The sequence below is a fragment of the Vibrio sp. CCUG 15886 genome (assembly GCF_028570825.1).
Taxonomy (GTDB): domain Bacteria; phylum Pseudomonadota; class Gammaproteobacteria; order Enterobacterales; family Vibrionaceae; genus Vibrio; species Vibrio vulnificus_B.
On sequence record NZ_JAQQBT010000009.1, the window covers coordinates 66,199 to 79,165 of the forward strand.

The following is a 12,967-nucleotide window of genomic DNA, read 5'->3' on the forward strand; positions in this document are numbered from 1 at the left end:
GCTTACATTACATTAACGTAGTGGATAATTCGATTTATTTAGTCGTTTGTTTTGATGTGGATCGGTGTAATACGTATTTTGTGAAATAATAAACTACTAAAGTTTAAAATAATTAGTTTTAAGTGTTGTGTAATGTGAAATAAATGTGCTTCATATGTGAATGTGGCGGCCGGGTAGGAAATCCTGCTCGGTCAGAGCTCTTACCAAAGCTAAATCATGAAGTTTTGCGACCTTAACAAATCAAAACGAAAAAGTTGGACGTTTTCGTCAATTAGTGCTTGAGATTTTGCCTAGAAAATAGAACTATTAATGCAAATTTATTTTGTTATTTGAATACACGGAGAGTTAATGTGATGAGAGTGGGTTTAGTTGGTTGGCGTGGCATGGTTGGCTCGGTGCTGATGCAGCGCATGGTTGAAGAAAAAGACTTTGATCTGATTGAACCAGTCTTTTTCAGTACCTCTCAAATTGGTATTCCAGCGCCAAATTTTGGTAAAGATGCTGGTTTACTACAAGATGCATTCAATATTGATGCGTTGAAACAGCTCGACGCAGTCATCACTTGTCAAGGCGGTGGTTATACAGAAAAGGTTTACCCAGCGCTGCGCGAAGCGGGTTGGAAAGGCTACTGGATCGATGCGGCATCTACGCTGCGTATGGCTCCAGATTCGATTATCACTCTTGATCCAATTAACCTAGCTCAAATTCAGCAAGGCATCCATAGCGGCACAAACACCTTTGTAGGTGGTAACTGTACCGTTTCTCTAATGCTAATGGCGTTAGGCGGACTATACAAACAAGGTATGGTTGAGTGGATGAGCGCGATGACTTACCAAGCGGCTTCTGGTGCAGGCGCACAGAACATGCGTGAACTGATTTCTCAGATGGGCGTGATCAATGATGCAGTAAGTTCAGAGTTGGCCAACCCATCAAGCTCTATTCTTGATATCGATCGTAAGGTTGCGGAAACGATGCGCAGCAGCTCGTTCCCAGTTGACAACTTTGGTGCGCCTCTAGCTGGTTCATTGATTCCATGGATCGACGTGAAACGCGAAAACGGTCAAAGTAAAGAAGAGTGGAAAGGTGGCGTAGAAGCGAACAAGATCCTTGGTTTACAAAACTCTCCAATTCCAATCGATGGTACTTGTGTTCGTATCGGTGCAATGCGTTGTCATTCACAAGCGCTGACTATCAAGCTTAAGCAAAATGTCCCTCTTGATGAAATTGAAGAGATCATTGCGAGCGACAACGAGTGGGTTAAAGTGATTCCAAACGAGCGTGACATTACCGCGCAAGAGCTAACGCCAGCTAAAGTGACAGGAACGCTTTCAATCCCTGTTGGTCGTTTACGCAAAATGTCGATGGGTGATGATTTCCTTAACGCATTCACCGTGGGTGACCAACTTCTTTGGGGCGCGGCAGAACCTTTGCGTCGTACGCTAAGAATCATCCTTGCTGAGAAGCAATAACTCAAATATGAGACATCATTCTAAAAAGCGCCTAAAAGGCGCTTTTTTATTTTTTCAATGACAGTTCGTTGACATTGATGACCTAATTTAGCGTGGGTTTTGAGAGTGGTGTGCTGTATGTATAAGAAATTTCGAGGTTTTACACTAATAGAATTGATCGTAGTGATTGTGCTTGTTGCCGTGTTAGCGGTGGTCGCTGCGCCAAGATTCCTGAATTTACAATCCGATGCACGGCGTTCCGTCGTCGAAGGTTTAGCTGGCGCCGTAACGAATGCGGCGGAGATGGCGTATGGAAAAGCCGCTGTGGAAGGGATGGAAGAGCTTGAATCCTACCACGTGCCGAATTACGGGATTGTGCAATATGGTTATCCGAGTGTCTCGCGTGGTGGAATGGAAAGCTTCTTACAAATTGACACGGGGTACCATGATTTAGAACGTGAATGGGTTTGGGCTGCACACAATAATGGCTCAGTCTCAGATCCCGATTGGTGGATCATTACGCAGTCACAATGGTTGGCCGATGACAACATTGTGGATTTCAATAAAGCCATTGAAGATAGCCGTTGCTACGTCAAATATACCGCAGCGATGGAACCGGGGGCGGACTTTGCCGTGGAAACCATCACAGACGGATGTTGAAGCCGCTACGGCTCATGCAACAAGGTAATCAAGCGCTCACACGAGCGCTTATTTTTTGTCGGCTTCTGCGTTTTGGACGGCGACCACTCGTTTATCGGGATCCGCCAGTTCACTGCCGCAGTGTTTGCAAAAGAGTGCATCGGATTCATGTCCAGCACGTGAGCAGTTAGGGCACTTGACCAATTGTCGGTGTGAGTTCATCTCTTGGTTGAGTTCGGCGGTAATGATCCCCGTTGGCACCGCCAAAATTGAGTAACCGAGTAACATTGTCAGCGACGCGATGGCTTTGCCTAGATCGGTTTGTGGCACGAGGTCACCATAGCCTACGGTCGTAATCGTCACAATGGCCCAGTAGATACTTTTGGGAATACTGGTAAAGCCATTGTGCGGACCTTCAATCACGTAGATCAGGGCGCCAAATATGGTAACCAAAATAGCCACCGCACTGAAAAATATCAGTATTTTTCTTCGAGCCATCAGCAAGGAGCGCATCAGCAAATTTGAGTCTTGCAAATAACGGACGAGTTTCAGAATACGGAAGATACGCATCACACGCAGCAGTCGAATTACGCCCATAAAAGCCGCTGATGGGAATAAAAAGGCAAGATAGGTCGGCAGTATCGCCAGTAAGTCCACCACACCATAAAAACTGCGTGCGTAGGCGGCAGGTTTTGGTGAGCAATATAAACGCAGCAAATACTCGAGCGTAAATAGGGCGGTAAAACCGTACTCAAGGTATTTGAGTTCGCTTGCCCACTGAGCGCGAATCGACGGGATAGATTCGAGTAAAAGCACCAGCAGCGAGGTCAAAATCGCGATGATCAAGCCAATATCAAAGGCTCTGCCTGCGGGCGTGTGCGTACCGAAAATAATAACGTAAAGATGATGCTTGAGTGACTGGCGTGACATGATGTTGCGACATAGTTGAAACGTTGCAACATCATACCTTTAAATCGGGAATCAGGCTAATCCGGGGAAGAGATTACGTAGACCATTGGCGATAAATTCGATGCCGAGTGCGCCCAAGATCAGACCCATAATACGGGTGATCACGTTGATGCCGGTTTGTCCTAAAAAGCGAACGATAATTGGCGCTGAGCGGAATAGCAGCCATGAGCAAAAGCTAAAGGCAACTATAGTGATCACAATACCCATGGTATCGAACATGCTTGGGTAGCGAGAACCATAAACGATGGTCGAGCTAATCGCACCAGGGCCTGCCATTAAAGGCATTGCCAAAGGCACAACACCAATTTGTTCGCGACTCACGTATTCCGACTGCTCTTGTTTGTTTTGTTTATCTTCACCCAACTTACCGCTCATCATCGAAAAGGCGATGCTAAGTAGTAGTAAACCACCGGCAACGCGGAAGGAGTCGAGAGAAATACTAAACATGTCGAGTAGCATCTGACCAGCTAGCAATGAAACGGTCAGAATAATCGCCACCGCCACATTGGCGGTAAGTGCGGTTTTGTATTTTTCTTCCGGTGTCATGTGGCCTGTAAGCGACACAAATACCGGCATGATGCCCACAGGGTTTACTGCGGCCACTAAGCCTAAGAAAAACTGCAAAAAGATAGCGACTTCGAACGTTTGCATTAGAGAAACCACACGAAAGATAGGAGAACAGATTGTTGGCGAAATATAGTCGATATTGCGCGACTTCACGAATGAAAAAAACTAACGTGTGAGCTGTTTGATTGCTGAGAAAAACTAATTATTGAAAGAGTTGTAAAATAATTTGTCACACTTTGTTGTGTATAATCCTTCGCGAACATCCAATCAATTTACATAAACGTTAACATTCGCACATTTTTGATAAAAACCAAGCGCGCTTCTTTAGCGAGTTAACCATTTGGATATACTCTCAGTAGCACAGAATTTCTCGTCTACATGTAATTTTATGTAATTTTGTAGATTTATAATGAAACTTTTTTACAAGGTTTTGTTGTTAATTTGACCTTTTGGTTCGTTTGCTTCTTTTTTGCTCAACCAAAAGTAACTTTTAATTTACTTGTTTATCAATGAGTTAGCGGTTTTTGTTGTACTGAAGCACCACTTTGGGGGTATTTAGAGTGTGTGAACTGATCCAAGTCAATTTTTTTCACACTCTGAAATATTATACTCAGCCCTGAAAGCAATTTACTAAGTCGGTTGTTCAGTAACTTACTGATAAACAGTAAAAACGATAGACAAGTAGCCTTACTAAAAAGTTTTTAATATTTGTTAATTTTAGGAGATTCCCTATGCCTGTAACTAATATGGCTGAACTAGATGCGATGATTGCACGCGTTAAGAAAGCGCAAGAAGAGTTCGCTACTTACTCTCAAGAGCAAGTAGATGCAATCTTCCGTGCAGCTTCTCTAGCCGCTAACCAAGCTCGTATCCCGCTAGCACAAATGGCGGTTGAAGAATCTGGTATGGGTATTGTTGAAGATAAAGTAATCAAGAACCACTTTGCATCTGAGTTTATCTACAACAAATACAAGGACGAAAAAACGTGTGGCATCCTAGAAGAGGATGACAACCTAGGTACGATGACTATCGCTGAACCAGTAGGTATCATCTGCGGTATCGTTCCAACCACTAACCCAACTTCGACTGCAATCTTCAAATCACTGATCTCTTTGAAGACTCGTAACGGTATCATCTTCTCGCCACACCCACGTGCGAAAAACTCGACTAACGACGCAGCGAAACTGGTTCTAGAAGCAGCAGTAGCAGCTGGCGCACCAAAAGACATCATCGGTTGGATCGACCAGCCATCTGTAGAGCTTTCTAACGCGCTTATGAAGCACGATGACATCGCACTTATCCTTGCAACTGGTGGTCCAGGCATGGTTAAAGCCGCTTACTCTTCTGGTAAGCCAGCAATCGGTGTAGGTGCAGGTAACGTTCCTGTTGTTATCGATGAAACAGCGGACATCAAACGTGCAGTTGCATCTATCCTAATGTCTAAGACGTTCGATAACGGCGTAGTATGTGCTTCTGAGCAAGCTGCAATCGTTGTTGATGCAGTATACGACGAAGTGAAAGAGCGTTTTGCTTCTCACAAAGCATACGTACTTAGCAAAGCTGAAGCAGAAAAAGTACGTAAAGTACTGCTAATCGATGGCGCACTAAACGCGAAAATCGTTGGCCAGCCAGCTGCAGCAATCGCTGAAATGGCAGGCGTTAAAGTTCCTGCTGATACTAAAGTTCTCGTTGGTGAAGGCCTAGGCAAAGTGTCTTACGATGATGCATTTGCTCACGAGAAGCTATCTCCAACTCTAGGTCTATTCCGTGCTGACGACTTCGAAGACGCAGTTGCACAAGCAGTAACCATGGTTGAAATCGGCGGTATCGGTCACACATCTGGTCTATACACTAACCAAGACGTAAACGCAGACCGTATCCGTTACTTCGGTGACAAACTGAAGACTGCACGTATCCTTGTAAACATCCCAACTACTCACGGTGGTATCGGTGACCTTTACAACTTTAACGTTGCACCATCTCTAACTCTTGGTTGTGGTTCATGGGGTGGTAACTCTATCTCTGAGAACGTAGGTCCTAAGCACCTAATCAACAAGAAAACTGTTGCGAAGCGAGCTGAAAACATGTTGTGGCACAAACTACCTAAGTCAATCTACTTCCGTCGTGGTAGCCTTCCAATCGCACTAAGCGACCTAGAAGGTAAGAAACGCGCATTCCTAGTAACTGACCGTTTCCTATTCAACAACGGTTACGCAGATGACGTAGTACAACTTCTTAAAGCTCAAGGCATGGAAGTTCAAACATTCTTTGATGTTGAAGCTGACCCAACGCTATCTGTTGTAGAGAAAGGCGCAGCGGCAATGCAAAGCTTCCAGCCAGATGTGATTCTAGCGCTAGGTGGTGGTTCACCAATGGATGCTGCGAAGATCATGTGGGTAATGTACGAGCACCCAGAAACTCACTTCGAAGAACTTGCAATGCGCTTTATGGATATCCGTAAACGTATCTACAAGTTCCCTAAAATGGGTAAGAAAGCTGAGCTTGTATGTATCACTACCACTTCAGGTACAGGTTCAGAAGTTACACCATTCGCGGTTGTGACTGACGACAAGACTGGTGCTAAATACCCACTAGCAGACTACGAATTGACTCCTCAAATGGCAATCGTAGATGCGAACCTAGTGATGAACATGCCTAAGTCTCTAACCGCATTCGGTGGTTACGATGCAGTGACTCACGCTCTAGAAGCTTACGTATCTGTTCTTGCGAACGAATACTCAGATGGTCAGGCTCTACAAGCACTTAAGATGCTAAAAGAGTACCTACCTTCAAGCTACGCGAACGGTGCAAAAGACCCAATCGCTCGTGAGAAAGTACACAACGCAGCGACCATCGCTGGTATCGCATTCGCGAACGCGTTCTTAGGTGTATGTCACTCTATGGCACACAAGATCGGTGCAGAGTTCCACCTACCACACGGTTTGGCGAACGCTCTACTTATCTCTAACGTGGTACGTTACAACGCGAACGATAACCCAACTAAGCAAACTGCGTTCTCTCAATACGACCGTCCACAAGCACGTCGTCGTTACGCTGAAGTTGCTGACCACCTAGGCCTAAGCCAAGCTGGTGACCGCACTGCTCAGAAGATTGAACGTCTACTAGCATGGTTGGATGAGCTAAAAGGTAACCTAGACATCCCAATGTCTATCCAAGCGGCAGGTGTTGCTGAAGCTGACTTCCTAGCGAAAGTTGATGAACTAGCAGTAGAAGCGTTCGATGACCAGTGTACTGGTGCGAACCCACGCTACCCACTAATCGCTGAGCTAAAAGAAGTTCTACTGGCTTCTTACTACGGTAAAGCTTTCGTTGAAGGTGAAACTTTCGAAGGTACGACTGTAATCAAGAAGAAAGCAGACCAAGTAGCGCCAAAAGCGAAAAAATAAGTCTGATACTTAGTCACTAAGTGTCAGCAAGAAGTAAGACTCAGGAATGAGGTAGGTTTTCGCTAGCACGAAACCTAAAAAAATCGGGAAAAAGATCAAAGCCCCAGTCGAAAGACCGGGGCTTTTTTTCAGTTTGATTTTTTGAGTTCAGTTAGATTTCGGTGGTCACCACTCTGCCACTGAAATACTCATTGGCGACGATGTACTCAGCGTTGCGAATGAGTTCATCCTGCACTTGAGCCCAATGTGTCGCGTCTATTTGTCCGTGAAGATGAGAGATCGAAGGGATCACACCGCCAACGCGAATATTAAAAGGGGTGAGCTCTCTCGCCCAACTGTGGGTAAACCCCGAAACTAGGGAAGTCACACTCTCAACACCGGTAAAATTTTGATGGTCATCGTGCGAAATAACATTAACGATCACGCCTTTCGTTTCGGTGCGTCGCATTCGTTCCGCGCACACTTGCACATAGCCGTATAGTGCGCCTGCGGTACTTGATAGCTTTTCTATGAAGCCTTCTGAGGTTGCTTCAGTATTCAAAAGTGGCAGAGGAGAGCTGGTCCAACAGTTTACGAGTACATTAGGGACTCGGTTAAACTGTGCCTGAATGTGGTCAAACAAGGATTGGATGGAAGATTGACTGTAGTCTTGCAAGGTGATCGGATAAACATCTTGAGTGATGGCATAAAGCTCTTTGTGCGTATCATTCAATGCAGCTTGGTCTTGGTCGCAGAGAATAACAATGGCACCGAGACGCGCAAAGTGCGCTGCCACTGTTCTGCCCAATAATGAGCCCGCACTCGTCACTAAAATCAAAGCGTTCTTGATATCCATCTCGTTGCTCTCCCTCAAGCATTCAGACCGTACTTTCATCTTGGGTGAGAAATTGGGTACGCTGTGTGAATAACTTCAAACAACGGTTAATCGTGCAAAAGAGATGATGAGATATTTGTAAACAGTCACAGTTTGGTGTTCTGAGGGATGAAAAATTGTCGCATAGCGTCTAGCAAAGTTGATCCGTGCCATGCCAGTAAATACAACGATAAACAGCGTGTTACGCGTAGGCGGCAAATTTCGCTTTGACCAGTGCAGTGGATAGGTGGTTGTACAACCCTGCTTCTGGTAGCAATTTAACTTCTGGGGTTGCGAGTTTTGTTCGCTCGTGCCCAGAAAGGTTTTGATAAACCTCTTCTGGTAGATCAAACGTCTCTTCTGGCATATAAGCCAATGGCTCTGCGCTGAGATAGTGACTCAGTTTGGCAGAAGGAAGCCCTGCATTGTGGAACTGTTTCGCTTGTTCTGCAGAAATCGCGTAACTTGATTGATCGCTTCTCAATTTTTGAGGTTCAGACAAACCAAATTGCTTACGCAACATGGCATCCGTCATTTCCTGCGTTTCAATTTGTTCTACGGGGGTGATGTGACGAGCGTCTTCAGAAAACATCGAAAGCAGCAGTGCAAAGTCGGCACGACGTCCTTGCTGAACGGCTTGGCTAATGCCATTACCGAAGCTCAGCTCGTTAATGATGCTTGCTTTGTCTAATGTGTGTATCTGCATGCGGCTCTCCATGTGATGCTTTATTAGCGGCACGTCGGCAGATAACTTTAGGGAAAATAAACAAAAAGCCCGCGAATGCGGGCTTTCAAGTATGACTAAATTGGAACTTAAGGGGCGAAAATTATTTCGCTAGGTTCTCTGCAACGAAATCCCAGTTAACCAGTGCCCAGAAACCGTTCATGTAGTCAGGACGTAGGTTGCGGTAATCGATGTAGTAAGCGTGTTCCCATAGGTCTACAGTCAGTAGTGGAGTTACGCCTTCTTTAGTGATTGGTGTTGCCGCATTTGAAGTGTTAACGATTGCTAGAGAACCGTCTGCTTTCTTCACCAACCAAGTCCAAGATGAACCAAAGTTGTTGATTGCTGAATCTGTGAATTTTGCTTTGAATTCTTCGAATGAACCGAATGCTGCGTTGATCGCTTCTGCAACTGCACCTGTTGGCTCGCCGCCTGCATTTGGAGCAAGACAGTGCCAGTAGAAAGTGTGGTTCCATACTTGTGCTGCGTTGTTGAAGATACCGCCAGTAGAAGTCTTGATGATCTCTTCTAGAGTTTTACCTTCGAATTCAGTACCAGGAATTAGGCCGTTTAGTTTCACAACGTAAGTGTTGTGGTGTTTGCCGTGGTGGAATTCAAGAGTTTCTGCAGAGATGTGTGGCTCAAGCGCGTCTTTTGCGTAAGGAAGAGCTGGTAGTTCAAATGCCATTGCTCGATTCTCCATTTGTATGAAGGGATTACCTTCGGTTGCTTCCAGTGAATTTATAATTAAATCAACCCGTTTGATGATTCATCAACGAATCGACTGTCAATATGACTGACTTGCGCTATAGTTTAGCAAGTTTTTACTTTATTAAAAGGAAAAATCCGCTTTTTGATATGAAATTTCTTTGTCATTCTAATGCGGATCTAGTACGGACAATAGCCCTTAATTTTATGTGCTTTTTATTCTGCACTAATAAGGTAGAATGTGCGAAAAATTTGCAGTCATTCCGTGAACGAGGAAGCAATGGAAACTATCGACAAAATCAAACAACAAATCGCAGAAAACCCAATCCTTCTCTACATGAAAGGTTCTCCAAAGCTACCAAGCTGTGGTTTTTCTTCTCAAGCAGCTCAAGCATTGATGGCATGTGGCGAAAAATTTGCTTATGTAGACATTCTACAAAACCCAGATATTCGTGCTGAGTTGCCAAAATACGCGGAGTGGCCTACTTTCCCACAACTATGGGTTGAAGGTGAGTTGATTGGCGGTTGCGATATCGTGATTGAGATGTTCCAAAAAGGCGAACTTCAACCATTGATCAAAGAAGCGGCAGCACGCGCAGCGGGCAACGACGCGGAATAATTTGGCCAACCACTATGGCGCTTGAAAGAGTTTCGGTAGTGGTTATCGTCAAACGAAGATAGAATACGAAGGAGCTGTTTGGCTCCTTTTTGTTTTTGAGTACTACCATGAAAATCAAACTATATTACGTCCATGATCCTATGTGCAGCTGGTGCTGGGGATACAAACCTACCTTGGAAAAATTGAAGCAACAGTTACCTGGAGTCATTCAGTTTGAGTATGTGGTTGGCGGCTTAGCGCCAGATTCAACATTGCCGATGCCACCTGAAATGCAGCAAAAAATTGAAAGCATTTGGCATCAAATTGAACAGCGCCTAGGGACTCAATTTAATTATGAGTTTTGGACTCGTTGTACACCAGTTCGTAGTACCTATCAGGCGTGTCGTGCGGTGATTGCCGCAGGTTTTCAAGATTCTTATGAGCAAATGCTAGAGGCGATCCAACACGCGTATTATTTGCGCGCCATGCCACCACATGATGAAGCGACACATCGCCAGCTTGCGCAAGAAATTGGACTCAATGTTCAACAGTTTGAAAACGATGTGACGGGGCGTTTATTGGAAGGTGTCTTTGCAGATCAACTGAGTTTAGCTCGAAGCTTAGGCGTCAACGCTTACCCAAGTTTAGTATTGCAAATTAACGACGCGTATTTTCCAATCGAGATCGATTACCTCTCCACCGAACCGACGTTAAAGTTGATCCGTGAGCGCATTGTCGAGAATATGCCCGCTCAATAGTGTAATGAAAATAGCGTGATGGAATAGGTCAGCGGGACACGCTGAAAAAGACCAACCTATTTTTATTGAAAGAGAAAGCCGCTCAACAGAGCGGCTTCTTTATGATTGTCGATCGTACAACGTATTAAAGCGCTTACAGCACCATAGCTGCGATCCAACCAAAAATAATGAGCGGGATATTGTAGTGGATAAAGGTTGGAACAACCGTTTCCCAAATGTGCTCGTGTTGCCCGTCGGCATTCAAACCAGATGTTGGGCCTAACGTTGAATCAGAAGCGGGTGAACCTGCGTCTCCAAGCGCTGCAGCGGTACCCACAAGAGCGATGGTTGCCATCGGTGAAAAACCAAAAGCGATGGAAAGCGGAACGTAGATGGTTGCTAAGATTGGAATGGTAGAGAAAGAAGAACCAATCCCCATCGTAACAAGCAGACCGACCACAAGCATAAGAAGAGCAGCGAGGCCTTTGTTGTCACCGATGCTGGTTGACAGCGATTCTACCAGTGTTTCAACGCCACCCGTTTGTTTCATTACCGCAGCAAAACCAGCGGCGGCGATCATGATGAAGCCGATCATTGCCATCATATGAACACCTTTAGTGAACACATCATGAGTCTCTTTCCAAGCAATGACACCACCAAAGGTGAAGACCATAAAGCCAGCCAGTGCACCAATGATCATTGAACCCGTGTATAGCTGAACACTAAGAGCTGCGATGATACCTAGGGCTGCAACCAGAATGTGCTTTTTGTTGATGCCTTCGCTTTCTTCATGCACCACGGTCAGCTCGGTTTCACGGTATTCGCGAGGTTTGCGGTAGCTAAAGAAAATAGCAGTCAAAAGACCAAACACCATACCTGCACCTGGTAGGAGCATTGCGGTCGGTACTTGGCTGGCGACAACGCTTTCTAAACCGTTATCGTGCAGGTTCTTCAATAGGATGTTATTGAGGAAAATACCGCCAAAGCCGACAGGCAAGACCATGTATGGCGTAATCAGGCCAAATGTCAGCACACACGCAACCAATCGACGATCGAGTTTGAGTTTTGCAAATACGCCCAATAGAGGTGGAATTAAAATGGGAATAAAGGCGATATGGACAGGAATGACGTTTTGGGATGACATGGTCACCAGTACGAGCGCGACCAAAACAGCGTATTTTAAGCCGGTGGTTGAAGCGTCACTTTCTTTGCCGTTAAGGCGCTTAATAACGCTTCTGGCAAGTAGGTCAGTAATGCCCGATTTTGAAATAGCAACCGCGAAGGTGCCCAACATGGCGTAGCTCAGTGCGATGGTTGCACCGCCACCAAGGCCACTTTCAAAAGCAGCGATGGTATCGCCTAGGCCCATTCCAGCAACAAGGCCACCAACGATGGCACTGAACGTGAGGGCGACCACCACGTTCACTCGCATCAAGGCTAAAATTAGCATGACGCAAACAGATATAACGACAGGATTCATAGTTTTCTCAGGTAGTTGTGTTTACTTATTATTTTTCGTTTTCATCTTCAATTAATGGCCAGCCTCCAAGCGCTTTCCATTTATTGACGATGCCACAGAACAGCTCTGCGGTTTTTTCGGTATCGTAAAGCGCCGAGTGGGCCTCACGATTGTCAAATTCCATCCCTGCGGTTTTACACGCTTTCGCCAGTACAGTTTGGCCATAAGCTAGGCCACTGAGCGTTGCGGTATCGAAAGTGGCAAAGGGATGAAACGGGACTCGTTTAAGTTTGCAACGCTCATTAGCGGCGTTAACGAAACTTAAGTCAAACGCTGCGTTGTGTGCCACCATAATGGCGCGGCTACAATCAGCGGCTTTTTGTTCTCTACGGATGAGTTTATAGATCTCTTTTAGCGCTTCTTGTTCCGTCACTGCGCCGCGTAATGGGCTAAACGGGTCGCGAATGCCGTTGAACTCAAGTGCTTCTTTTTCGAGATTTGCCCCCTCAAAGGGCTCAACATGAAAGTGAATGGTCGATGCCGGGTGAAGATCACCGTTTTCATCCATGGATAGTGTGACGGCGCAAATTTCTAAGAGGGCATCCGTTTGGGCATTGAACCCGGCGGTTTCAACATCGACGACAACAGGAAAATAGCCGCGAAAGCGTTTTTTCAGGGTCAGTGCTGTGTTTTCTACAGTCATGTTTCTATATTTTTGTGTGACAAAGGCTGCATTATTACAGATTATCCTTATGAAAAAAACGTTACAAAAGGAGAAAACCGCAAAAGTTTTGCTCCTATTTGGCGAGGTTTTTGCATAAATGTGTAAGTCAGATAGAATTCATCCGGTAGTGGCAA

The 12,967-nt window shown here is 45.4% G+C and carries 12 protein-coding genes; 5 read left to right on the top strand and 7 right to left on the bottom strand.

Annotated elements, in window-relative coordinates:
• Window positions 1-353 precede the first annotated feature (353 nt).
• On the top strand, window positions 354-1,469 hold the full coding sequence (asd, locus tag PQQ36_RS15840; protein WP_011080916.1) for an aspartate-semialdehyde dehydrogenase: 1,116 nt from the start codon (window positions 354-356) through the stop codon (window positions 1,467-1,469).
• A gap of 117 nt (window positions 1,470-1,586) precedes the next feature.
• Window positions 1,587-2,108 (top strand): prepilin-type N-terminal cleavage/methylation domain-containing protein, encoded by a 522-nt coding sequence (locus tag PQQ36_RS15845; RefSeq protein WP_181454943.1) that lies wholly within the window; start codon window positions 1,587-1,589, stop codon window positions 2,106-2,108.
• A gap of 48 nt (window positions 2,109-2,156) precedes the next feature.
• On the opposite strand, the gene PQQ36_RS15850 is transcribed toward PQQ36_RS15845, so the two are convergent.
• Both PQQ36_RS15850 and PQQ36_RS15855 read right to left on the bottom strand, forming a co-directional pair.
• Entirely contained in the window at window positions 2,157-3,017 is an 861-nt protein-coding gene (locus PQQ36_RS15850) for an ion transporter (RefSeq protein ID WP_011149896.1), read from the bottom strand.
• 51 nt (window positions 3,018-3,068) lie between these two features.
• Window positions 3,069-3,707, bottom strand: coding sequence for a YchE family NAAT transporter (locus tag PQQ36_RS15855; protein WP_011080913.1), 639 nt, complete (start codon window positions 3,705-3,707; stop codon window positions 3,069-3,071).
• Between the two features lie 647 nt (window positions 3,708-4,354).
• Here PQQ36_RS15855 and adhE point away from each other — a divergent pair.
• Complete coding sequence (adhE, locus tag PQQ36_RS15860; protein ID WP_011080912.1) at window positions 4,355-7,030, top strand: bifunctional acetaldehyde-CoA/alcohol dehydrogenase; 2,676 nt, start codon at window positions 4,355-4,357, stop codon at window positions 7,028-7,030.
• 151 nt (window positions 7,031-7,181) lie between these two features.
• Here the strand turns inward: adhE and PQQ36_RS15865 are convergent, their stop codons facing one another.
• The 3 genes from PQQ36_RS15865 to sodB form a co-directional block, all read right to left on the bottom strand.
• Window positions 7,182-7,865, bottom strand: a complete 684-nt coding sequence (locus tag PQQ36_RS15865) for an SDR family oxidoreductase (RefSeq protein ID WP_011080911.1) — start codon at window positions 7,863-7,865, stop codon at window positions 7,182-7,184.
• 220 nt (window positions 7,866-8,085) lie between these two features.
• The gene (locus PQQ36_RS15870; protein ID WP_207218401.1) at window positions 8,086-8,589 is read right to left on the bottom strand and encodes a VC2046/SO_2500 family protein; all 504 of its coding nucleotides are present in this window, start codon (window positions 8,587-8,589) and stop codon (window positions 8,086-8,088) included.
• 121 nt (window positions 8,590-8,710) lie between these two features.
• Entirely contained in the window at window positions 8,711-9,295 is a 585-nt protein-coding gene (gene sodB, locus PQQ36_RS15875; RefSeq protein WP_273661778.1) for a superoxide dismutase [Fe], read from the bottom strand.
• Window positions 9,296-9,595: 300 nt separating this feature from the next.
• Here sodB and PQQ36_RS15880 point away from each other — a divergent pair, with 300 nt between their 5' ends.
• Window positions 9,596-9,934: a Grx4 family monothiol glutaredoxin gene (locus tag PQQ36_RS15880; protein WP_013572123.1), complete on the top strand. Its 339-nt coding sequence runs from the start codon at window positions 9,596-9,598 to the stop codon at window positions 9,932-9,934.
• A gap of 107 nt (window positions 9,935-10,041) precedes the next feature.
• On the top strand, window positions 10,042-10,671 hold the full coding sequence (locus tag PQQ36_RS15885) for a DsbA family protein (RefSeq protein WP_011149901.1): 630 nt from the start codon (window positions 10,042-10,044) through the stop codon (window positions 10,669-10,671).
• A gap of 133 nt (window positions 10,672-10,804) precedes the next feature.
• Here PQQ36_RS15885 and PQQ36_RS15890 read toward each other — a convergent pair whose 3' ends face one another.
• On the bottom strand, window positions 10,805-12,130 hold the full coding sequence (locus PQQ36_RS15890; RefSeq protein ID WP_011080906.1) for a Na+/H+ antiporter family protein: 1,326 nt from the start codon (window positions 12,128-12,130) through the stop codon (window positions 10,805-10,807).
• Between the two features lie 28 nt (window positions 12,131-12,158).
• Window positions 12,159-12,812 carry a ribonuclease T gene (gene rnt, locus PQQ36_RS15895; protein ID WP_011149902.1) on the bottom strand — a complete coding sequence of 218 codons (654 nt, stop codon included), beginning with the start codon at window positions 12,810-12,812 and terminating at the stop codon, window positions 12,159-12,161.
• Window positions 12,813-12,967 lie beyond the last annotated feature (155 nt).

What these genes read in the sequence shown, in the direction of transcription:
- PQQ36_RS15870 (WP_207218401.1), bottom strand. Translation starts at nt 8,589, where the DNA reads ATGCAGATACACACATTAGACAAAGCAAGCATCATTAACGAGCTGAGC.
- rnt (WP_011149902.1), bottom strand. Translation starts at nt 12,812, where the DNA reads ATGACTGTAGAAAACACAGCACTGACCCTGAAAAAACGCTTTCGCGGC.
- PQQ36_RS15880 (WP_013572123.1), top strand. Translation starts at nt 9,596, where the DNA reads ATGGAAACTATCGACAAAATCAAACAACAAATCGCAGAAAACCCAATC.
- PQQ36_RS15890 (WP_011080906.1), bottom strand. Translation starts at nt 12,130, where the DNA reads ATGAATCCTGTCGTTATATCTGTTTGCGTCATGCTAATTTTAGCCTTG.
- PQQ36_RS15845 (WP_181454943.1), top strand. Translation starts at nt 1,587, where the DNA reads ATGTATAAGAAATTTCGAGGTTTTACACTAATAGAATTGATCGTAGTG.
- PQQ36_RS15855 (WP_011080913.1), bottom strand. Translation starts at nt 3,707, where the DNA reads ATGCAAACGTTCGAAGTCGCTATCTTTTTGCAGTTTTTCTTAGGCTTA.
- asd (WP_011080916.1), top strand. Translation starts at nt 354, where the DNA reads ATGAGAGTGGGTTTAGTTGGTTGGCGTGGCATGGTTGGCTCGGTGCTG.
- PQQ36_RS15850 (WP_011149896.1), bottom strand. Translation starts at nt 3,017, where the DNA reads ATGTCACGCCAGTCACTCAAGCATCATCTTTACGTTATTATTTTCGGT.
- adhE (WP_011080912.1), top strand. Translation starts at nt 4,355, where the DNA reads ATGCCTGTAACTAATATGGCTGAACTAGATGCGATGATTGCACGCGTT.
- sodB (WP_273661778.1), bottom strand. Translation starts at nt 9,295, where the DNA reads ATGGCATTTGAACTACCAGCTCTTCCTTACGCAAAAGACGCGCTTGAG.
- PQQ36_RS15865 (WP_011080911.1), bottom strand. Translation starts at nt 7,865, where the DNA reads ATGGATATCAAGAACGCTTTGATTTTAGTGACGAGTGCGGGCTCATTA.
- PQQ36_RS15885 (WP_011149901.1), top strand. Translation starts at nt 10,042, where the DNA reads ATGAAAATCAAACTATATTACGTCCATGATCCTATGTGCAGCTGGTGC.